This is a genomic window from Ruminococcus sp. RTP21484sp1_RTP21277st1_D2_RTP21277_210401 (genome assembly GCF_040924225.1).
Classification (GTDB): domain Bacteria; phylum Bacillota; class Clostridia; order Lachnospirales; family Lachnospiraceae; genus Blautia_A; species Blautia_A faecis.
In genome coordinates this window covers 1-21,024 of the sequence record NZ_JBCOMJ010000047.1, presented here as the reverse complement: position 1 = coordinate 21,024, position 21,024 = coordinate 1, and the positions used below count along the sequence as shown (strand labels likewise).

Sequence of the window (21,024 nt, the reverse complement as noted above, 5' to 3'; positions counted from 1 at the left end):
TATATAGTTACTATAGAGTCAATACATTTTTTCTTTTTTTTGCAAAATTATCTGAAAAACCATTAGAGTCGCACAGGGCAGTTTTTATTATTCTCCAAATTCTTCTGCAACCTTCTTCAGCATTTCCCGGATTGGCAGATGATATGGGCATCTTGTCTCGCACTTGCCGCATCCCACACATGCAGAAGCTTTCACTGCCATGCTGCCGTAGCGGTCTTTCGCCCAGTCAGCCAGATTGTAGCGTTCCAGATATCCTGCGAAAAGGAATGCGCTTGGGATGCTGATTCCAACCGTACATGGCGCACAGTAATTGCAGCGACGGCAGAAATTGGTGCCCAGCTGATGGCGGATCTGTTCCATTTCTGCAAGCTCTGCCTCTGTAAGAGGTGCTGTGTCAGAGCATGCCTTAATGTTCTCTTCCAGTTCAGATACTTCTGCCATTCCCGGGATTACCACAATAACAGCCGGGTTAGAACAGACATAACGAAGTGCAAGAGTGCCATTCTCAATTGCACCACCTGCTAATGGCTTCATGGCAATAAAGCCCACATTTTTCTCCTGACATTTGCGGATCAGCTCGTCGCCCTGGTTTTCTACGATATTATATGGAAACATGATTGTCTCCACCCAGTCCAGATTCAGTGCGCGCTCAAAAACAGCTGTAGAATGTGCAGTCAGACCGATATGACCAATTTTACCGGCTGCTTTCGCCTCCAATAAAGCCTCCAAGGCACCGCCCTCACCTATAACAGTGTCCAGCTGTTCCATGCTTGGGTTGTGTACCTGATACAGGTCAATGTGATTGGTTCGAAGATTGCCAAGGCTCTTCTCAATGTCTGCTTCCATGGCTTCTCTGGTTCTTGCCATACTCTTGGTGGCAATTACAAATTTGTCACGAATTCCTTCAAGGGCATAACCAAGATACTCCTCGCTGACCGTATAGCCTCTGGCTGTATCGATATAATTCACACCCTCTTCTGCCAGCTGCTTCATTAATTTCTTAGTACCTTCCGCGTCAATTCTCTGGATGGGGATTCCGCCAAATCCCATACGGGAAATCTTAAGACCGGTTTTTCCAAGTGTTGTATATTTCATTTGTGCTCCTCCTTATTTTTGATATATAATAATTTATGATACCAGTGTCAAAAAGGTCAAAAAGCCGTTCGTGCTTGCACGATAAGGCGTTTGAACTTGGGACACGCCAAATATGAGAAAGTAGCGATTTACGCAGTAAATCAGCGGATTTCAAATATTGGGAGGATTGCGGGAGCAGCGTAGCTGCGGAGCAATCCGGGGTATCAAATGAGTGGCAAAAGACCTTTTGACACTCATATCATAATTTATAAAATGTGTCTGCAATTAAACAAAATATGCCACCGGCATACGCCGATGGCACATAAATAAACAGCTTATGCTATTTAGAACGGAATATTCGCAATCCGCTACTTGCTCATAAATAACTGCTCTGTAGTTATTTATACTCGTGACAGGTACTCGCCTGTTCTGGTGTCGATTTTCAGCTTGTCGCCCTGGTTAACGAACAGCGGAACCATTACCTGTGCTCCTGTCTCAACGATAGCCGGTTTGGTAGCACCCTGAGCTGTATTTCCAGCGAATCCTGGCTCTGTCTCTGTAACTACAAGCTCAACGAATAACGGAGGCTCAATAGCGAATACATTGCCATTGTGAGAACAGATCTTAACCATCTCATTCTCTTTTACAAATTTAAGAGAATCGCCAACCTGCTCTTCTGTAAGACCAACCTGGTCAAATGTCTCTACGTTCATGAAGTAATATAATCCGCCATCGCTGTAGAGATACTGCATATCAACACGCTCGATACGTGCTGTAGGGAATTTCTCTGTAGGACGGAAAGATTTCTCTAACACGGATCCTGTAATAATATTTTTGTATTTGGTTCTAACGAAAGCAGCTCCCTTACCCGGTTTAACGTGCTGGAATTCTACGATCTGACAAACGTTGCCATCAATTTCTACTGTGACACCGTTTCTGAAATCACCTGCTGAAATCATAATTAATTTTTCCTCCTTATAGTGCTTATGACTAGAAATATTTTATTATATATGTACCATTTTTTCAACTACTTTTTTTCATATGCAGCCAAATTTTCCTGTTTTTCCCATATATTATGGCAAAATACTTTTGTATTCACGGAAGCTGTCCTTCAATTTCCTTGATTAGTTCCTCAAAAGGCTTCACTCCTGTCACAACTTCAATATCTGCAAATTTATGATAAATCGGATCACGCTGTTTCAGAAGCTTTTTGATCTTTTCATCCTGATTTTCGCCTTCCAGAAGAGGATTGCTATTTCCCTCAAGCCTCTTGCGGAGAGTCTCAGCAGACCCCTTCAGGTAAACAACTGTACCCAGCTGCTTAATATACTGCTCATTCTGCTCCTGAACCGGAAGACCTGCGCCAAGAGAAATCACTTTTCTTTCTTTATCTTCAATCAGAGCTTTCACAGTCATAGTTTCCAGAGCACGGTAATATGGCTCTCCAAATTTCTGTAAAATCTCCTTTACGGACATGTTCATCTTCTTAACGATCACCTTGTCCACATCCACAAATGTCAGTCCCAGGTCACTGGACAGACGTTTCCCCACTCTTGTCTTGCCAGACCCCATAAATCCGATCACCACAATATGGTTCATGAATTCTTCTCCTCCTTGGTATAAAAATGTAATACAATTTTCTCCAGATAGCGCTTCAGCACGATCTGGATCTCTTCCTTGGGATTGATCGGCTTTACCAGAATATTACGAAGGCCAGCATTCTTAGCCCCCCATATATCGGTAAAAAGCTGGTCTCCGATAAAGACCGTATTCCCTGTGTTCGTTCCAAGTCTCTCCATGGCCCTTTCATAGCCTTTTCTGGACGGCTTGGCAGCCATTTCAATGAACTGAGCGCCTACTGAAGCGGCAAAGGGTTCTACCCTTTTTTTCCTGTTGTTTGACACCAGACAGCAGGAAAAGCCAATGTCACGAAGCTTCTGAAAAAGCCGGACAGCTTCCGGATCTGCCGGTGCCCCATGAGGAACCAGGGTATTGTCGATATCAAACAAAATCCCCCTGTATCCCTCCTGGTATAGTTTTTCATAGTTGACTACATATGCTGAATCCAGATATTTATCTGGAAAAAAGCGTTCAAACATTCTGTTACATCCTTTAATTCTTTTATTTTCTATGGTAATACAGATTGCGGGAATGATTTTTCAAACAGACTCCGGCAACGCGCTTTGCAATGCACAGAAATCATGTATTCACATGACCTCGCGCCTGTTTTCCAAGAGGTTCTGTCAGGATCCCGTCACCTGCTTAGGTACGCCTGCAGTTCCTCATAATGGTCTTTCATCACATCATAACCATGCTGATAAAACGCCATCAGCTTCTCTTTGTTCGCCTCCGCACGCCCCACAGTGGGAATTTCCGGGCGGATGACAAAAATATGTCCTTCCCTCTCCCATTTTTCCAGAAGCTCCAAAGTCCGGTTGTAGCTGCGGTAACGATTATATAAAGTGTTCAAAAATTCCGGGTAATGCCGAAATGCAGCCACATAAAGCGGAGTGCTCTTTCCCGGTTTCTTCTTGCGGTAACCCATATTTCGGGTAAGGATCACCACGTTCTTTCGATATCCCTTCTCCATGGCATGGATCAGGGGAATCGAATCTGCAATGCCGCCATCCAGATAAGGAACACCGTCAATCTCTACCATGGGACTTACAACGGGAATACTGGAAGAAGCCCTTCCAATATCCATCAGGCGACGTCTGTCATGCTTCTCAGTCATATATTCCGCATCACCAGTCTGGCAGTTGGTCACTACCAGCTCACACTCCGTATCTGACTGAAAAAAAGTATCAAAATCAAACGGAAACAATTCATTTGGATATTTGTCAAACAGCATATCCATGTCAAAAAGCTCATGCTTCTTAAGAGCTTCCTTAGTAGCAATATAGCTGTTTGCCTTATCCTCTATGATCATGCAGTCTCTGGTCCTTCCAGGCTGCCAGGATACATAATCAAGAGCATTGCAGGAACCAGCGGAAACACCCACCACATATGGGAATTTCACCTCTTTTTCCATAAGATAATCCAGAACCCCTGCTGTAAATACTCCCCTGCTTCCCCCGCCCTCCAGGACCAGGGAAGACTGATGCTTCACTGTCATTCTTATTCACGCTCCTTAAGCGGTACGTATACAGCCGGAGCCAGAACGTTCTTGTAAGCCGGACGGATGATCTTGTCTGTATTGATCAGTTCTTCCATTCGGTGGGCGCTCCAGCCCACAATACGTGCCACTGCAAAAATCGGTGTATACAGCTCAAGAGGCAAATCCAGCATGCTGTAAACAAAACCGCTGTAAAAATCCACGTTTGCGCTGACACCCTTGTAAATATGGCGCTCCTCGGCGATAACCTCCGGAGCCATTTGCTCTACCATCGCGTAGAGATTGTATTCTTTCATACGGCCTTTTTCTCTGGCCAGAGTCTCAACAAAGCCTTTCAGTACCTGGGCACGGGGATCCGATACCGAATAGATCGCGTGTCCCATACCATAAATAAGACCTCTCTTATCAAAAGCTTCTTTGCGAAGCAGTTTCTTCAGATACTCTCTTACTTCCTCTTCGTCAGAAATATCCTTCACATTCTTCTTCAAATCCTGGAACATACTTACAACCTTAATATTGGCACCACCGTGCTTCGGACCTTTCAGAGAACCGAGAGCTGCTGCGATTGCAGAATAAGTGTCTGTTCCGGATGAGGAAACAACGTGTGTAGTAAATGTAGAGTTATTACCACCGCCATGCTCCATATGAAGGATCAGGGCAAGATCCAGGATCTTCGCCTCCAGATGGGAATATTTCTTATCCGGGCGAAGCATACGGAGGATATTCTCCGCTGTGGAAAGCTCTTTCTTCGGATTGTGAATATAAAGGCTCTTGCCGCATACATAGTGATTGTAAGCCTGATATCCATAAACAGATAAAAGAGGAAATACACTGATCAGATTCAGGCACTGTCTCAGTACATTCGGAAGGGAAATATCATCCGGCTCCTTGTCATAGCAATAAAGTGTAAGCACACTTCTGGACAGGGCATTCATAATGTCCTTGGACGGTGCTTTCATGATAACGTCCCTTACGAAATTCGTAGGAAGGGAGCGCTGGTTCGCCAGAAGCTTGGTGAAATCCTCCAGTTCCTCCTCATTCGGAAGCTTGCCGAACAGTAAAAGATAGGTAGTTTCTTCGAAGCCGTATCTGTCATCTTCAATAAATCCCCTGGTCAACTCCTTGATGTCATATCCCCTGTAGGAAAGACTGCCCGCACAGGGCACTTCCTTGCCGTCAACCACCTTCGTGGCGCATACATTGGAAATCTGCGTCAGACCCGCCAGGACGCCCTTACCATTGATATCGCGAAGCCCTCGCTTTACATCGTATTTCTGATAAAGAGACAGATCCAGGCTGGAATGCTCCTTGCAAACCTCCGTCAGGTTCTCTATTTCCGGTGTTACTTTCATCTTAAATCCTGTCATTCAAATAAACTCCTTTCTTTTTAATCCGTCCGATAATCCGTTCCTCCCTCAATTATTAATGCTGTCAGAGTCAGAAGCGGATGCTTCTGCTCCGGCATTGTAAATGGATAATCTGTGACTGCCATTGTTTTATTATCTTCTTATCGCTGTTTATAGGTGGACAAGAAATCCTTCAGCTTGTCCATAGCCTTCTCCAGCTGACGCACATTCGGCAGATATACTACGCGGAAGTGGTCAGGACAATTCCAGTTAAAGCCCTTTCCCGGCACCAGAAGCACCTGTTTCTCATGTAAGAAATCAAGAGCAAACTGCTCGTCATTGTGAATATTGAATTTTTCTGTATCGATCTTCGGAAAAATATAGAACGCAGCCTTGGGCTTTACGGCTGTGATTCCCGGAATGTCATTGAGTGCCTTGTAGATAAAATCTCTCTGCTCATAAACTCTTCCGCCTGGCTGAATGTACTCATTTACACTCTGGTATCCACCAAGTGCAGTCTGTACAATGGACTGGGCCGGAACATTGGAGCAAAGACGCATGGAGGAAAGCATGTTAATACCTTCAATATACCCCTTCGCCTTATTCTTGGCACCACTTAAGATCATCCATCCAATACGGAAACCAGCGATCATATGAGACTTGGAAAGTCCGGAAAAAGTAACGCAGAATACGTCTGGTGCAAGGGATGCAATAGAAGTATGCTTATAGCCATCCATGATCAGACGGTCGTATATCTCATCTGAAAAAATGATCAGCTCGTGCTCTCTTGCGATCTGCACGATCTGCTCCAGGATCTCCTTGGGATAAACTGCTCCTGTAGGGTTATTCGGATTAATGATAACAATCGCTTTGGTCTTGTCTGTGATCTTGCTCTTAATATCATCAATGTCCGGATACCATTCAGACTGCTCATCACAAATATAATGAACTACATTTCCACCTGCCAGAGTCGCAGTAGCTGTCCACAAAGGATAATCCGGTGCAGGGATCAGAATCTCATCCCCGTTATCCAGAAGTGCCTGCATACAGAGATTGATCAGCTCACTGACACCATTACCTGTATAAATATCACTCATGGTAACCCCGGGAATTCCTCGAAGCTGGGCATACTGCATAATGGCCTTTCTTGCGGAAAAGATTCCTTTGGAATCGGAATATCCCTGAGAGGTACGAATATTGCTCAGCATGTCCAGAATTACTTCCTGCGGTGCAGAAAATCCAAATGGATATGGATTGCCGATATTCAGCTTCAGAATCTCCATTCCATCCTCTTCCATTCTGGCCGCTTCATCCACTACCGGTCCTCGCACATCATAAAGTACGTTATCCAGTTTACTGGACTTCTCGAATGTTTTCATTTATTTCACTCCTCATCTTACTACTTATGTCCGGCATATCTGTCTTTTTCCTGCTCCGGCATAATGTATTTCTTGCTATCTATCATCTCATATTTGGCTCATTTTCGCAAGCCTTAATGAAATTTTTGGAAATATGAAAAAAACTCTTTTCATTTTTAGCACTTTAGTGTATAATAGCGTCGTTAAAAAATTTTACACCTATCTGGATGAGGAGGAATTACAATGTCTTACACAGAAGAAGTATACGAAAGAGTCGTAGCACAGAATCCAGGTGAGCCTGAATTTCACCAGGCAGTAAAGGAAGTTCTGGATTCCCTGAAGGTCGTAATTGACAAAAATGAAGAAGAATACCGCAGCATGTCCCTTCTGGAGCGTCTTGTAGAGCCGGAAAGAATCATTTCCTTCCGCGTTCCATGGGTAGATGACAAGGGCGTTGTTCAGGTAAACAAGGGATATCGTGTACAGTTTAACAGCGCTATCGGACCTTATAAGGGTGGTCTTCGTTTCCATCCGTCAGTAAACCAGGGTATCTTAAAATTCCTTGGATTTGAGCAGACATTTAAGAACTCCCTTACCGGACTTCCAATCGGTGGTGGTAAAGGTGGTTCCAACTTTGACCCGAAAGGCAAATCTGACAGAGAGGTTATGGCATTCTGCCAGAGCTTCATGACAGAGCTTTCCAAATATATCGGTGCTGACACTGATGTTCCGGCTGGTGATATCGGTGTAGGCGGACGTGAGATCGGTTATTTATTCGGACAGTACAAGAGAATCCGCGGATTATACGAGGGTGTTCTCACAGGTAAAGGACTTACCTACGGCGGATCTCTGATCCGTACACAGGCTACCGGATATGGTGTTGTTTATATGCTTGATGAGATCATGAAAGCACATAACGATTCTATTGATGGAAAGACATTCATCGTAACAGGATCCGGAAACGTTGCAATCTATGCTGTAGAGAAAGCTCAGCAGCTTGGCGGCAAGGTTGTTGCTATGTGTGACTCCAACGGATATATTTATGATCCGGAAGGAATCAAGCTTGACATTGTGAAAGATATCAAAGAAGTAAAACGTGGACGTATCAAAGAGTACGCAGACCGTGTTGAGGGTGCTTCTTACACAGAAGGTACCGGAATCTGGAACATCAAATGTGATGTATACCTTCCATGTGCTACCCAGAACGAGCTTGCTCTTGATGGTGCTAAGACACTTGTTGCAAACGGCTGCAAATATGTAGTTGAGGGTGCGAACATGCCTACTACTCTTGATGCTACCACTTATCTCCAGGAGAACGGTGTTCTGTTCATGCCTGGTAAAGCAGCTAACGCTGGTGGTGTTGCTACTTCTGCTCTTGAGATGAGCCAGAACTCCATGAGACTTTCCTGGACAGCAGAGGAAGTTGATGCGAAGCTTCATGGAATCATGGTAGACATCTTCCACAAAGCTGATGACGCTGCTAAGCGTTATGGTATGAAAGACAACTATGTTGCCGGTGCTAACATCGCCGGATTTGAGAAAGTTGTAGATGCTATGAAAGCTCAGGGCATCTGCTGATTCTCTGTCATCTGAAGTTTCAAAAAGACAGGTCCGCTGCGGCCTGTCTTTTTTATTCCATTTAATACTTGTTTATACAGAAAAAAATCCCCGCTCTCTGGCGAGGATTTCAGACTGTAGACAAAGCCCTGCTTTTGCAGGGTTTTGCTATTGTTGGAACCGCTTTTCTGCTATAATGAATATCAGAAGGGCGGTGTTTTTTATGATGACGAAAAATACTGTCCGGATAACGGTCGTCCCAGTATGGATACCGTCATGCTGATAAAGATACCATTCATTCAGTATCTCTATGGGATAAAAAGCATGCGTCAGACCATGAAAGAGATCGAGGTAAACGTTGCATACCGCTGGTTTCTCGGACTAGACATGTTAGATCCAGTACCTCATTTCTCTACATTTGGAAAGAATTATACCCGCCGTTTCAAAGATACAGACCTTTTTGAGCAGATCTTTTCAAAGATCCTGGAAAAACGAGGTTGGAACACAGCCAGATTTTTGTTGATTTTGAAGAAAATAAAAAGAAAAGAAGTTTTAAAAGAAAAATGGTGCTGGCCATAATCCCCAACACCAAGTTTGTCTACAGTCTGAGCCGGTGTTTTTAAACACCGGCTTCATTTGTTATATGGCAGCTGCTTCATAAAGAAAAATGGCTTATTTACTGATTTTTGCTTTTGCAGAAAGTCCCTTACTCTTGAAGAGCTTTTTATAGGCGGAAAGCTTGCTTGCTGGTACTTTTACTTTCAGCTTCTTGTAGTTGTTTCTGCCGGCTTTGGTGAAAGCACTTTTTCCTACGGTACCGGAGGTAAGCTTCTTGGACTGAATGCTGACAGAAGTAAGGGCCTTGCAGTCGTAGAATGCTTTTTTGCCAATGGAAGAAACTTTGTAGCCAATCTTTACAGTCCGTAAAGCACTGCAGCCCTGGAAAGCACTGGTGCCGATGGAAGAAATATTCCTGGCAATGGTTACTTGTCTTAGCTTTCGGCAGTTTTTGAAAGCTCCGGAAGCAATGGCTGTGACTTTATAGGTCCGACCGTTTGCCTTCACAGAGGAAGGAATTGCTGCAGTCGTGATGGCTTTGGACTTTGACCGCTTTAAAGTAACAGAGGTACCATTTTTATTAACTGTGTAGACATTGTAAGAATCACTGAAGGATTTCACTACTGTAGTCTGAGGTTTATCATCTTTGTTATTTGAACTTGAGGTAATCTGGAAATCTAAGGTAATAGTTCCAAAATAGTTGTTCTGGCCTGTAATGGTTACAGTGGCAGTTCCGACTTTTTTGTTATTGCTGTAGGTAACTTTATAATCCTGTCCTTCTATAAGTTTTTGCTTTCCAAGAGTAATAGTTGGAACTGGTTTTAGAGCTTTTCCAGTATAAGCATAAGTCGCTTTAACTCCGGTTACAGATGCCTGAGAAAGGTCGCAGGCATAACCAATGTTGTTCTTACGTGTATATGTAATGGCAGCTGAGTTAGAGGAGGCATAAATGGTGGCGTAGTATACATGACCGCCGGAATACCAGTAGGAGCCTTCCCATACAATGTCATCCCCGATGTTGATTACGCTGTCTGGCAGAGTGACTGTTTCAAGATTAGAGCAGAAAGCAAAAGCTTCCTTTCCAATAGTGTGGACACCGTTTTCAATTACGACTTCCTTCAGATTGGGCAGATAATTAAATGCATTTTCTGAAATACTGGTAATCCCGGATTTTATAACTATTTTTTTTACCTGATTTTTCATGGACTTCCATGCCGTGCCGCTCCAGAAACTGTAGCCTCCCTGAGTGGAAGAAACGGGGAAACGATCGTTTTCATCCGTGGAGATATTAAGTGCACCCTGACCGGAAATGGTGAGAACACCATTTGCAAAATCCCAGGTAGCATTTTCACCTGCAGTACGGTAAATCTTTTTGGAGGCTGTGCCGTCATTTGCATCAATAGAGTAAAAATTAACAGTATTGGCATTGGAGGCGTAGTAAACAACCTTGGAATCTTTAACGACAGGCTGGCAGTCGGATACGGGCGCAGCAGTGGTGTATTCCCTGCTAAGTACATTTCCCTTACCATCAACAAAGAGGTAATGAAGAGTACTGGAAGAAAGAGAATCATCAGCAGATGCGTAATTTTCTGACGAAGAATCGTCTGTATTTTCATATTCTTCCCAGGAAATCATGAAACGGTTTTCTGTGATTGGAGTGATCTTTACCCCCATAAAACTCTTTCCATTGCCAGTGTAGTTGGTAAGGTATTTTACAGAGGTTGCTTCTTTTGAAAAATCGGAAACAGGAGTAATTGTAAGGTAAATATTATGAGGAGTGTCACTTGTCACATTGTCATACTGGGACTGGTCGATGGTCGTTCCGATACACAATACACTGTCAGCAGAAACAGCCATACCATCTACGCTTGCGTAGCAGTTCAGTGCCCATACGGAAGTACGGGAACCACCATAAGGAAGAAGCTCGATAGTTTTTTTATCAAGGGTGGTACTGTCGTATCTGGAAAGTTTGGTACAGCGGGAACCCTCGCTTTGCTCCAGAACATACAGATAAGAGGACTGCGATTTGATATACTGGGCAAAGGAGTGCCACAGATCACAGCTTACGATCTTTCCGGTCATGGAAGCCTGGTCAACGGCAATCATAAGGAATCCCTGATGTCCCTGTCCAACAGATTCATCTACATAGCCTTCATGACCGGTTACAATATAGAGAGTTCCGTTGGTTTCTGTCATTTCCACACATCCGTAATCGAATGGATAGCGAACCTCTCCTCCAAATAAATCCGGATTGCTTGTAATGGAAGCCGCACCGCTGCGATTCCAGTTTGTATCATATCGGATGACACGGATAACCTCGGCGGAATTATCTTCGGCGGTGTTATTTTGTCCCTCTACCAGGTAATATCCATCAGATCCTGCATAAAAACCACCCCATAAAGGAAGCTCCATGGGAATTTCTCTTTTGTCTGTAATCTGCAGGCTGTTGTCATAGTATTCAATACCGACGCTGTTTGTTTTGCGGAATACTCGCATATAGCCGTTGGAAATAGAAATAAGGTCAGAAGAACGCCTTAATTTAACACTAAGGTTATCTTGCGCAGTAGGGGTGAGAGAGGCTGCCTGTACCTGTCCTGGAAATGCCAGCAGATATAAAAACAGACAGCAAAATAATAGGGATGTCAGTTTTTTGATCTTTTTCATAAGTTTCTCCTTGCTGTGTTGCTTTTCATGATTCTTATTATAATAAGTTTTGGGTAGAGTTGCAATCATAATGATAATGTTTACAGCAGAAAAAGTGAAAAGCTGTAAAAAAACAGCAATTCTACATTTTTTATGGAGATTTCTGACATGGCACCTACCTGTGGAACTGTTTTGTGAGACTCATCAATAATAAGAAGGAAATCATCACCAAAGTAGTCCAGAAGTGTATAGGGCGGCTGTCCTGGTTCAAGACCGGAAAGATGCCTGGAATAATTTTCGATTCCGGAGCAGAAGCCGGTTTCCCCGCTCTCTGGCGAGGATTTTTCTAATTTAAAAATTTCTTCAATTCATCCATAAAGGTACTGACATCTTTAAACTCCCGATACACAGAAGCGAATCGCACATACGCCACCGAATCCAGATCTTTTAAATGGCTCATCACGATTTCTCCGATTTTCGTGCTGGAGATTTCTTTATCTTCGGCATTAAAGATGTCGCCTTCTATGGCATCGATCATGGCTTCCAGCTTATCGCTGGCAATGGGACGTTTGTAGCAGGCGCGGCGGACACCGTTGATCAGTTTATTGCGGTCGTACTGCTCACGGTTCAGATTCTTCTTGATTACGGTTAACGGGATTGTCTCCACATTCTCATAAGTGGTAAATCTTCTTCCACAGGAATCGCACAGTCTTCTGCGTCTTATGGAATTGGTCTCTTCCACTGGTCTTGAATCTACTACTCTTGTATTATCCTGATTACAGTATGGACATCTCATGTATTTATTTCCCCTTCCTCATGTCTCCCCTTCTGCCATACAATCCGGGCAGCAGACTTTCCTCTTTTCTGTTTGCTCAGTAACATAAAACGGACTGAATTACCTATTTCTTATTATACTTTAATCATAGAAAGTATGTCAATAAACTCCATACATATTTTCAGACTTTTTGCATAATATCATAAAAAACAGGTGCTTTTCATGCGTATTTGCGAATTAAAGCAAAAAGAAGTGATCAATATCTGTACCTGCCGTACACTTGGCTGTCCGGTGGATGTGGAATTTAACTGTGAAACCGGATGTATTACCGCCCTTGTGGTTCCCGGACCTGGCAGTTTCTGCTTTTGTTTCTGGGGAGCCGGAAGTGAATATATAATTCCATGGAATTGTATCCGGCAGATCGGAGATGACATTATCCTGGTAGAAATTGATGAAAAGTATTGCTGTAAAAAGGCTTAATTCTATTTTCCCAATTGTCAAGGGGCAATAATTTTTATATTTTCCCGAAAAAAGAATATTTATCCTCCCACGTGAGAATCATTGTTACTGTTCACTTCGTTCTCAGCAGCACGCTTCGCGATGCACAAAAGGAGGATTCAAATAATGGCACTTAACAAAGTTGAAATTTGCGGAGTCAATACATCGAAGCTTCCGGTACTGAAGGCAGAAGAAAAAGAAGAGCTTTTTCGCAGGATCAAGGAGGGTGATGAAGAAGCCAGGGAACTTTACATTAAAGGAAATCTGCGGCTGGTTCTCAGCGTGATCAAGCGTTTTTCCAACAGCAGCGAAAATATGGACGATCTTTTTCAGATTGGCTGCATTGGGCTTATAAAAGCAATTGATAATTTTGACACTACATTGAATGTAAAATTTTCCACTTATGCAGTGCCTATGATCATTGGAGAGATACGAAGGTATCTTCGTGACAATAACAGTATCCGGGTGAGCCGGTCTCTGCGGGATATTGCTTATCGAGCAATTTATGCAAAAGAAACCTATATGAAAACAAATCTGAGGGAGCCTACCATTGCGGAAATTGCCAGCGAAATAGGGATAAATAAAGAGATGATCGTATATGCTATGGATGCGATACAGAATCCGGTGTCACTTTTTGAACCGGTTTATACGGAAGGCGGGGATACGCTTTATGTGATGGACCAAATCAGCGATAAGAAAAACAAGGAGGAGACCTGGGTGGAAAATCTGTCCCTCCGGGAAGCTATAAACCGGCTGAATAAGCGGGAACGGCATATTATTGATCTGCGTTTTTACGAGGGCAAAACCCAGATGGAGGTAGCTCAGGAAATCGGGATTTCTCAGGCACAGGTCAGCCGGTTGGAAAAGAATGCGCTTAAAACCATGCGGAATTATCTGAGAGCGTGACGGAAATCATAAATCCCGGCATCATGAAATCCGCTCCTTACATGGTCTGCTGCATGAATATATTGCAAAATCGCTGGTTGTTGGCCAGCGATTTTGCTTATTATGCTTCTATTCCAGAATACGTTTGAAAAAGGCCTTCTGCAAGATGTGCGTCACAATTTGTGGGAGATTTTGTCCGGATGAGGGCGCCATAGCGGGCTACGGCAACCGAATTCGGGCAAAATATACCGCAAAGTGGGGCGTGCAGATTGCGGGAATGATTTTTCAAGTACGCTCTAATGCCTTTTCCAATTCTTTTATTACAATTTTAAGAGCTTTAATTCTCGCATACTTCTTATCTACAGATTCCAGGATATGCCACGGTGCATAGGCAGTGCTTGTCTTGGCAAGCATTTCATCTACGGCCCCTTCATAAGCATCCCATTTTTCGCGGTTGCGCCAGTCTTCGTCGGTGATCTTCCACTGTTTTTCAGGGTTGTTCTGGCGGTCGGTGAAGCGGGCCAGCTGGGTGTCTTTGTCGATCTGGACCCAGAATTTGATGATCACGGCACCCCAGTCGGACAGCTCCTTCTCGAATTCATTAATCTCGTTGTAAGCACGTTTCCAGTCGTTCTCGCTGCAGAAGCCTTCCAGACGCTCTACCATTACGCGGCCGTACCAGGTGCGGTCGAAGATGGCAATGTGACCGTCTTTGGGCAATCTGGTCCAGAAGCGCCAGAGGTAATGACGCGCCTTTTCGTGAGGTTCCGGGCTGGCGATTGGATGGACCTCAAAGCCACGGGGATCAAGGGCTTCTGTGATCCGCTTAATATTGCCTCCTTTTCCGGCTGCGTCCCAGCCTTCATAAGTAATGATCACCGGCACACGCTTGCGGTACAGACGGTTATGCAGTTCGCCCAGCTTCTTCTGGAGATGCTTCAGCTCTTTCTTGTATTCTTCATCCTCGATCACCTTGTCTGTCAGTTCGATTTCCGAAAGCTTCGGCATTTTCTCAAGCGGAAAAATGTTTGGGAGAAGCGGTGCGCTGTGTGTGCTGTTCTGCAAGGCTACCTCAATGTTATTTACCATTATTTCAAGAACCTGAAGTTCTACGAAGTTGCGGTCTTTTGCATCAATAATATACCATGGTGCAATAGAAGTATTCGTATCTGTCAGATAGCGGTCGAAAACCTTCTGGCAATGTTTGTAATGTTCGTTCTGCCACTTGTCAAAGGCATCCACACGCCATTTTGTATCCTGCTCTTTGTTAAGCTTCTCAATACGTCTGGTCTGCTCTTTTTTGTCAATCTGCATGAAAAATTTCAGAACCAGATAACCGTTGTCTGTGAGCTGTCGCTCGAAATGTTTGATGCTGTCGATCCGCTTTGCATAATCCTCTTCTTCCAGACCATTCAGACAGTCTTTGCAGGTCTGCTCCATCCAGCCAGAATCCAGAAAGGTAAATTTGCCGGCTTCCGGAATCTGATTGAAATACCGGTACAGAAATGGTCTGCGCAGTTCATCCTCTGTAGGCTTTGACATGGTTGCTACTTTAAAGAAGCGGGGATCAATGTATTTGATCACTCTGCCGATTGTGGTACCTTTGCCAGATGCCCCCCAGCCTTCAAAAAGTACCAGCACCGGCAGCTTGTGTTCTTTCAGCTTCATCTGCTGCTGATACAGCTTCTCGCCAGCTTCTTTAATCCGTTTCTTCAACTCCTCTTTTTCCGGAATCTCCTCCGGGATCCAGGTTTTCAGCATAAACACGTCCTCCTCACGTATTATTATTTTCAAACTTAAAGCATTTTTTCTGTTAAAAGCAAATTCTATTTTTTTATATTCATATTATTTTCTGCATTATAACATAATCATTCCCATTTTGCACGAATTTAACAAACATTTAACCGAATTTCGATTGCGATCGTTATCCTCTTATATACAATCCGATATTTTTGTGTTATTATTAAAAATCATATTTTGTGTAGGTTTTACGAACACATAGCGTTTTGTATGTTGCGCCTTTCTTTTCGTAGCTCAGATGTTTAAACTTACCCAAGGAGGAAGTCCCATGCCTTTATCTGTCTTCATAGAAATGACCCTGTCTGCCATCCTTACCGTCTGGTCGCCTGGTCCCAATAATATTCTTTTGCTGTCCACAGCCAGCAAATACGGCATTTCCGGTAATATCCGCTTTATGACCGGAATCTGGAGCGGATCTCTCACTTTGATGTGTCTTTCCGGACTGTTCTGCAGTACTCTTGGGAAAATCATTCCAGGGATCCAGCCGGTTATGAAATATCTAGGCGCAGCTTATGTACTCTATCTTGCCTGGCAGACCTGGCGCAGGATTCCGCCCTCTGACAATGTCCAGGACAAAAAGCCAACCTGGCTGATGGGATTTTTCCTGCAGCTGATAAATGTAAAGATCATCATCTATGGGCTGACCATGTTTTCCGCTTATATTCTGCCCTATGAGGCAAGGGTTCCTATACTGTTTTGCTTCGCTGTATATCTGATGTTTCTTGGAGCCCTGGGAAATCTAATCTGGGCATTTGCGGGAAATGTACTGAAAAGATTTTACAGCAGTCATTATAAGCTGATGAATGGAATCATGGCCCTGCTGCTGGTGTGGTGCTCTCTCAGGATCACTGGATTACTGTAAGACAGGCCAAAAACACCTCCCGGAATATGTTGGTTACTCACATTCCGGGAGGTGTTTTCTATAGGGCACTGTTCAATTTATGAGACACATGTATCAAATTGATACATGCTTATGCTGTCTTACTTAAATGCATCCACCAGTTCCTGACCATCGTCATATCCCTGGTTTTTCAGTTCTTCTACAAACCACTGGTCTACGCCTTCTACCGCCTCTTTAAAGGAATCAATATCCATATCCTCTTTTGCGGTAAAGGTAACGCCATTTTTCTCTTCCCAGCGGTTCATGATCTCATTGGCACCGGAGCGGTTGATGTAACGCTCATACTCAACAGCCATTCTTCCAGCCTTGTCTACAACAGCCTGCTGCTCTGGTGTAAGGCCATCATAGATATCCTGATTGATACAGAAGAACAGACAGTCATAGATGGCATCCCACATGGAGCAGTATGGCTGAACCTCCTGTACACTGGCTGCGTCGATTGCAGGAAGCGGATTCTCCTCTCCCTCTACGGTGTTCTGCTGAAGGGCTGTGTAAGTCTCGGACCAGTTCAGGTTGGTTGCATCTGCCCCCCATCTCTTATAGCATTCCATAAGAAGATTGGAGCCTGCAACACGGACTTTCAGGTTCTTCATATCGTCCACCGATTTTACTTCACGCACACTGTTGGTCAGTTCACGGAAGCCGTTCTCCGCAATACCCATGCAATGCAGTCCATACTCACTGAGGATTTCTTTCATCTTCTCTCCTGCCTCACCGTCAAACTTGGCATCTGCGTCTTCCACAGAATCATAAATAAACGGCAGGGAGACTACGTTAAATCTCGGATCAAATGCAGAATAAATCAGGTTGGAATGCATGGAAATCTGTACCGGGTCTCCGTTCATCAGTGCCTGGATTCCCTCGGACTGGTTTCCGTTTGTCAGCTGGTCTGCTGCATATATGTTTACTTTTACTTTTCCTCCTGTAGCTTTTTCCATCAGCTCGCCGAACTTGCGGCCGCCATCAGCCCAGGTAGAAGTCTCAGTTGTGGAGCATGCAAAATTCCAGGTAGTCTCCTCCCAGCCAAGGTCACTGTAATCGCCAATTCCGGTAAATGCCTCTACCAGCTCTTCTGCATCCTCGTATCCCTGGGATTTCAATTCCTCAATGAACCACTCATCTACACCGTCAACAGCTTCCTTAAAGGACTCAATGTCCATATCCTCTTTTGCAGTGAAGGTAACGCCGTTTTTGTCTTTCCAGCGGTTCATGATCTCTTCATCACCGGAGCGGTTGATGTAACGTTCGTACTCTACGGCTTTCTGTCCTGCCTCGTCTACAACAGCCTGCTGTTCCGGTGTAAGACCATCATAAATCTCCTGGTTGATACAGAAGAACAGGCAGTCATAGATGGCATCCCACATGGAGCAGTATGGCTGAACCTCCTGTACACTGGCTGCGTCAATTGCAGGAAGCGGGTTCTCCTGACCCTCAACTGTGTTCTGCTGAAGGGCTGTGTAAGTCTCAGACCAGTTCAGGTTGGTTGCATCTGCGCCCCATCTCTTATAGCATTCCATAAGAAGGTTGGAACCGGCAACACGGATTTTCAGGTTTTTCATATCATCCACAGATTTTACTTCGCGGACACTGTTGGTCAGTTCACGGAAACCGTTCTCTGCAATACCCATGCAATGGAGTCCGTACTCACCAAGAATTTCTTTTAATTTCTCACCAGCCTCACCGTCAAACTTAGCATCTGCATCTTCTACAGAGTCATAAATAAACGGCAGGGAAACTACGTTAAATCTTGGGTCAAATGCAGAATAGATCAGGTTGGAATGCATGGAAATCTGTACCGGGTCTCCGTTCATCAGTGCCTGGATTCCCTCGGACTGGTTTCCGTTTGTCAGCTGGTCTGCTGCATATATGTTTACTTTTACTTTTCCTCCTGTGGCCTTTTCCATCAGCTCGCCAAACTTGCGGCCGCCGTCCGCCCAGGTAGAAGTCTCAGTTGTAGAGCATGCAAAATTCCAGGTGGTTTCCTCCCAGCCAAGATCACTGTAATCTGCGATCTCATTGAAGGAATAATCCCCGTCTCCGGCTGCAGAAGCTGCGGATGAGCCACTGTCACCAGAGGAAGAATCTCCGGAATATGCACCATTTTTAGCAAGTGCTCTCGGAAGAGCCGTTGAAGTTACCGGAATATAGGTAACCACAAGAAGCACGGCCACACAGGCTGCCAGCATGGGCATAACTGCTTTTGAAATTTCCTGAAGGGTAACTTCCATGCCTTTTTTGATCTTGATTCCGATTGCCACAAACAGGTTGACACCAACCGGCGGAGTTACCTGTCCAATTGCAAGGTTTACAGTTGCCATCACACCAAATGCAACCACATCATAGCCAAGTGCTTTGCATACCGGAAGCATAACCGGAATAAAAATGTACATAGCAGAGTTTGCATCGATGAAGCAGCCTGCAATCAGGAAAATAATGTTTACGATCAGAAGGAAGGTAAACTGGTTATGTGCAATGCTTCCAAGAAGCGCTGAAGCTGCGTCTGCGATACCGAATTTGGTACATACATAGGAAAACAGGGAAGCACTTGCTACGATCAGCATGATTCCACCAGTTGTTTTCGCAGAATCCACGCAAATGTCAAACAGGTCTTTTAATTTAACCTCACGATAAATCACCATACCTACAAACAGACCGTATACAACAGATACAGCCGCTGCCTCAGTAGGAGTAAAAATACCGCCATAAATACCACCCAGAATAATAACCGGCATTAAGAATCCCCAGAAAGCATCCTTAAATGCATCCCAGCGCTCTTTTGCAGTCGCTTTCTTCTGGGCTGGCTGAATGCCTTTTTTTCTGGCTTCCACCATAACCACGATCACAAGGGCAACGCCCATCAGAATTCCAGGTACGATTCCTGCCATGAACATATCTGCAATAGATACGCCTGTGATAGAAGCATATACAACAAATGCAATACTTGGCGGGATGACAATGGCGATGGAGCTTGATGTTGCCATCAGGGCTGTGGAAAACGGTGCGCTGAAGCCTCCCCGCTCTACCATTGCCGGAATCAGAACTGCTCCAAGTGCTGCTACAGTTGCAGGTCCGGATCCGGAAATTGCGCCGAAGAAGCAGGCTACAATAACGCATACAATGGCGATGCCGCCTCTTTTATGTCCCACGCAGGTATCTACGAATCTGACAAGTCTTTTGGAAATTCCGGCTTTTGCCATGATATTTCCGGAAAGTACGAAAAACGGGATAGCCAGAAGGAGAAATTTACTGATTCCGGCATACATATTGGTTGCAACGATGGTAAGGGAGGTTCCGGAGTACAGGATTGCACAGACGGAGGACAGTCCCAGACAGATTGCAATGGGAACTCCCATGATCAGGAAAACAAAAAATGAAATAAAAAGAACTGCACTTATCATTTATTTATCCTCCTTTTTCAGATTGCCTGTACAATAGTCAAGACAGTATTCAATAAAATGTAAGATCATACATCCGGATCCGATTGGCACGAAGGACCAGAATATCCACTCCGGCCAGTTCAGAACGAAGGTACGTTTTCCGTTTTCCAGCTGTGTGATTACTTTTTCCATACCGAACCAGAATAAGATTGCGGTAAAAATAATGCACAGAACAGTGGTAAGGATAACAGATGGTTTTTTCAGTTTCTCAGGGAGACGGTCTGTAACCAGTGACAGGTTAACCAGTTCTCCTTCGCGGCATGCAAGTGCTGCAGCCATTAAGGTAATCAATACAAAGACTGCGACCACAAGTTCCTCGGTAAAGGACCAGGAACGATGGATCACTTTTCGGGAAAAAACATTTCCCACGGTCAGAACCAGTATCAGCAGGGTAGACACTACCAGAATACAATTTTCTACTGCTGCTACTGCATTCATGATTTTTTTGAAGACTTTCATGATCTCTCCTCCTCTTAATTTACTTGTCAGGTTTTCGTCTTTCGTAAAATGGAACTATCTGTTATGCAGCCGCAGTACGATCCTGCCCGGCAGGGCTTTTGTGTAACAGGAAGTTCCAACGAAATTTCCTGTTACACAAAAAAAATCCGCCCCTGAACTAGGGACGGACCATATTAGACCGCAACCACCCTGTTTCCCCTTTGAAACAAGTACGAAAAGACAACGTACCGACATACGCGATTCCGATAACGGGGAACAACCGTGGAAACCTACTTGATGCAGTTCTTCACTTCGTATCTGGTTCCTGTTTGAAAAAACGGATACTTATGAAGCGTTCGGCTTCCCTTCTCGGGGATGATCTTCAAAACAGACCTGACGCTGCTTTCCACCGACACAGCTCTCTGTAGACAAGGTGCTTCTGTTTCTACTTCTTCCCTTCAAGGAATTTAATCCTTTTTTAATTTAGTTGTTTAACGAACTGAAGTAATTTTACTACCAAAATATTAGGAAGTCAAGTGTAATTATGCAAGTTGCTATTTAATGTGTTGAAAGTTGTTCAAGGCGGACGCATTCGGACAATGGTGATTGCTCACTCGCCGGCGCAACGCTCCAGCGAAC

The 21,024-nt window shown here is 44.3% G+C and carries 16 protein-coding genes and 3 pseudogenes; 6 read left to right on the top strand and 13 right to left on the bottom strand.

All coding sequences use genetic code 11. The features are described from left to right. Positions 1-87: 87 nt before the first annotated feature. The 7 genes from AB5706_RS21775 to AB5706_RS21745 form a co-directional block, all read right to left on the bottom strand. Positions 88-1,095, bottom strand: a complete 1,008-nt coding sequence (locus AB5706_RS21775) for an aldo/keto reductase (protein WP_195478674.1) — start codon at positions 1,093-1,095, stop codon at positions 88-90. Positions 1,096-1,475: 380 nt separating this feature from the next. Next, positions 1,476-2,033 carry an elongation factor P gene (efp, locus tag AB5706_RS21770; protein ID WP_118583940.1) on the bottom strand — a complete coding sequence of 186 codons (558 nt, stop codon included), beginning with the start codon at positions 2,031-2,033 and terminating at the stop codon, positions 1,476-1,478. Between the two features lie 136 nt (positions 2,034-2,169). Further along, entirely contained in the window at positions 2,170-2,673 is a 504-nt protein-coding gene (locus AB5706_RS21765) for a shikimate kinase (protein WP_148461849.1), read from the bottom strand. Next, positions 2,670-3,173, bottom strand: coding sequence for a YqeG family HAD IIIA-type phosphatase (locus tag AB5706_RS21760; protein ID WP_148461850.1), 504 nt, complete (start codon positions 3,171-3,173; stop codon positions 2,670-2,672). Before AB5706_RS21760 ends, AB5706_RS21765 begins: the two co-directional genes overlap by 4 nt. Positions 3,174-3,328: 155 nt before the next feature. Beyond that, positions 3,329-4,189 (bottom strand): patatin-like phospholipase family protein, encoded by an 861-nt coding sequence (locus tag AB5706_RS21755; RefSeq protein ID WP_148461851.1) that lies wholly within the window; start codon positions 4,187-4,189, stop codon positions 3,329-3,331. A 2-nt stretch (positions 4,190-4,191) separates the two neighbouring features. Beyond that, positions 4,192-5,556, bottom strand: coding sequence for a citrate/2-methylcitrate synthase (locus AB5706_RS21750; protein WP_148461852.1), 1,365 nt, complete (start codon positions 5,554-5,556; stop codon positions 4,192-4,194). A 140-nt stretch (positions 5,557-5,696) separates the two neighbouring features. Continuing rightward, positions 5,697-6,914, bottom strand: coding sequence for an aminotransferase class I/II-fold pyridoxal phosphate-dependent enzyme (locus AB5706_RS21745; RefSeq protein ID WP_148461853.1), 1,218 nt, complete (start codon positions 6,912-6,914; stop codon positions 5,697-5,699). Between the two features lie 222 nt (positions 6,915-7,136). On the opposite strand from AB5706_RS21745, the gene gdhA reads away from it, so the two are divergent. Further along, positions 7,137-8,471: an NADP-specific glutamate dehydrogenase gene (gdhA, locus tag AB5706_RS21740; protein WP_118583930.1), complete on the top strand. Its 1,335-nt coding sequence runs from the start codon at positions 7,137-7,139 to the stop codon at positions 8,469-8,471. 210 nt (positions 8,472-8,681) lie between these two features. Beyond that, a pseudogene (locus tag AB5706_RS21735) lies at positions 8,682-8,942 on the top strand (transposase); the annotation flags it as partial. 180 nt (positions 8,943-9,122) lie between these two features. Here the strand turns inward: AB5706_RS21735 and AB5706_RS21730 are convergent. Both AB5706_RS21730 and nrdR read right to left on the bottom strand, forming a co-directional pair. Further along, a complete protein-coding gene (locus AB5706_RS21730) occupies positions 9,123-11,672 on the bottom strand; it encodes a leucine-rich repeat domain-containing protein (protein WP_195591139.1) in 2,550 nt (849 codons plus the stop codon). A 325-nt stretch (positions 11,673-11,997) separates the two neighbouring features. Further along, positions 11,998-12,447 carry a transcriptional regulator NrdR gene (gene nrdR / locus AB5706_RS21725; RefSeq protein ID WP_118583928.1) on the bottom strand — a complete coding sequence of 150 codons (450 nt, stop codon included), beginning with the start codon at positions 12,445-12,447 and terminating at the stop codon, positions 11,998-12,000. A 201-nt stretch (positions 12,448-12,648) separates the two neighbouring features. On the opposite strand from nrdR, the gene AB5706_RS21720 reads away from it, so the two are divergent. Together AB5706_RS21720 and sigG are read left to right on the top strand one after the other, a co-directional pair. Beyond that, on the top strand, positions 12,649-12,906 hold the full coding sequence (locus AB5706_RS21720) for a PRC-barrel domain-containing protein (RefSeq protein ID WP_118583926.1): 258 nt from the start codon (positions 12,649-12,651) through the stop codon (positions 12,904-12,906). A gap of 144 nt (positions 12,907-13,050) precedes the next feature. Continuing rightward, complete coding sequence (gene sigG, locus AB5706_RS21715; protein WP_148461856.1) at positions 13,051-13,830, top strand: RNA polymerase sporulation sigma factor SigG; 780 nt, start codon at positions 13,051-13,053, stop codon at positions 13,828-13,830. Between the two features lie 100 nt (positions 13,831-13,930). On the opposite strand, the pseudogene AB5706_RS21710 reads toward sigG, so the two are convergent. Beyond that, positions 13,931-14,038, bottom strand: a pseudogene (locus AB5706_RS21710) (DUF6783 domain-containing protein); the annotation flags it as partial. On the opposite strand from AB5706_RS21710, the pseudogene AB5706_RS21705 reads away from it, so the two are divergent. After that, positions 14,015-14,065 (top strand): annotated as a pseudogene (locus AB5706_RS21705) (DUF6783 domain-containing protein); the annotation flags it as partial. The pseudogenes AB5706_RS21710 and AB5706_RS21705 sit on opposite strands and share 24 nt — an antisense overlap. Before the next feature lie 29 nt (positions 14,066-14,094). On the opposite strand, the gene pap reads toward AB5706_RS21705, so the two are convergent. Then, the gene (pap, locus tag AB5706_RS21700; RefSeq protein WP_173736625.1) at positions 14,095-15,570 is read right to left on the bottom strand and encodes a polyphosphate:AMP phosphotransferase; all 1,476 of its coding nucleotides are present in this window, start codon (positions 15,568-15,570) and stop codon (positions 14,095-14,097) included. Between the two features lie 307 nt (positions 15,571-15,877). Here pap and AB5706_RS21695 point away from each other — a divergent pair, with 307 nt between their 5' ends. After that, positions 15,878-16,471 carry a LysE family transporter gene (locus AB5706_RS21695; RefSeq protein ID WP_173717099.1) on the top strand — a complete coding sequence of 198 codons (594 nt, stop codon included), beginning with the start codon at positions 15,878-15,880 and terminating at the stop codon, positions 16,469-16,471. Positions 16,472-16,590: 119 nt separating this feature from the next. On the opposite strand, the gene AB5706_RS21690 is transcribed toward AB5706_RS21695, so the two are convergent. Both AB5706_RS21690 and AB5706_RS21685 read right to left on the bottom strand, forming a co-directional pair. After that, positions 16,591-19,908, bottom strand: a complete 3,318-nt coding sequence (locus AB5706_RS21690) for a TRAP transporter large permease subunit (RefSeq protein ID WP_173770258.1) — start codon at positions 19,906-19,908, stop codon at positions 16,591-16,593. Continuing rightward, positions 19,909-20,406 (bottom strand): TRAP transporter small permease, encoded by a 498-nt coding sequence (locus tag AB5706_RS21685; protein ID WP_118583920.1) that lies wholly within the window; start codon positions 20,404-20,406, stop codon positions 19,909-19,911. Positions 20,407-21,024 lie beyond the last annotated feature (618 nt).

Coding starts and splice junctions, on each gene's coding strand:
- AB5706_RS21775 (WP_195478674.1), bottom strand. CDS start 1,095: ATGAAATATACAACACTTGGAAAAACCGGTCTTAAGATTTCCCGTATG.
- efp (WP_118583940.1), bottom strand. CDS start 2,033: ATGATTTCAGCAGGTGATTTCAGAAACGGTGTCACAGTAGAAATTGAT.
- AB5706_RS21765 (WP_148461849.1), bottom strand. CDS start 2,673: ATGAACCATATTGTGGTGATCGGATTTATGGGGTCTGGCAAGACAAGA.
- AB5706_RS21760 (WP_148461850.1), bottom strand. CDS start 3,173: ATGTTTGAACGCTTTTTTCCAGATAAATATCTGGATTCAGCATATGTA.
- AB5706_RS21755 (WP_148461851.1), bottom strand. CDS start 4,189: ATGACAGTGAAGCATCAGTCTTCCCTGGTCCTGGAGGGCGGGGGAAGC.
- AB5706_RS21750 (WP_148461852.1), bottom strand. CDS start 5,556: ATGACAGGATTTAAGATGAAAGTAACACCGGAAATAGAGAACCTGACG.
- AB5706_RS21745 (WP_148461853.1), bottom strand. CDS start 6,914: ATGAAAACATTCGAGAAGTCCAGTAAACTGGATAACGTACTTTATGAT.
- gdhA (WP_118583930.1), top strand. CDS start 7,137: ATGTCTTACACAGAAGAAGTATACGAAAGAGTCGTAGCACAGAATCCA.
- AB5706_RS21730 (WP_195591139.1), bottom strand. CDS start 11,672: ATGAAAAAGATCAAAAAACTGACATCCCTATTATTTTGCTGTCTGTTT.
- nrdR (WP_118583928.1), bottom strand. CDS start 12,447: ATGAGATGTCCATACTGTAATCAGGATAATACAAGAGTAGTAGATTCA.
- AB5706_RS21720 (WP_118583926.1), top strand. CDS start 12,649: ATGCGTATTTGCGAATTAAAGCAAAAAGAAGTGATCAATATCTGTACC.
- sigG (WP_148461856.1), top strand. CDS start 13,051: ATGGCACTTAACAAAGTTGAAATTTGCGGAGTCAATACATCGAAGCTT.
- pap (WP_173736625.1), bottom strand. CDS start 15,570: ATGCTGAAAACCTGGATCCCGGAGGAGATTCCGGAAAAAGAGGAGTTG.
- AB5706_RS21695 (WP_173717099.1), top strand. CDS start 15,878: ATGCCTTTATCTGTCTTCATAGAAATGACCCTGTCTGCCATCCTTACC.
- AB5706_RS21690 (WP_173770258.1), bottom strand. CDS start 19,908: ATGATAAGTGCAGTTCTTTTTATTTCATTTTTTGTTTTCCTGATCATG.
- AB5706_RS21685 (WP_118583920.1), bottom strand. CDS start 20,406: ATGAAAGTCTTCAAAAAAATCATGAATGCAGTAGCAGCAGTAGAAAAT.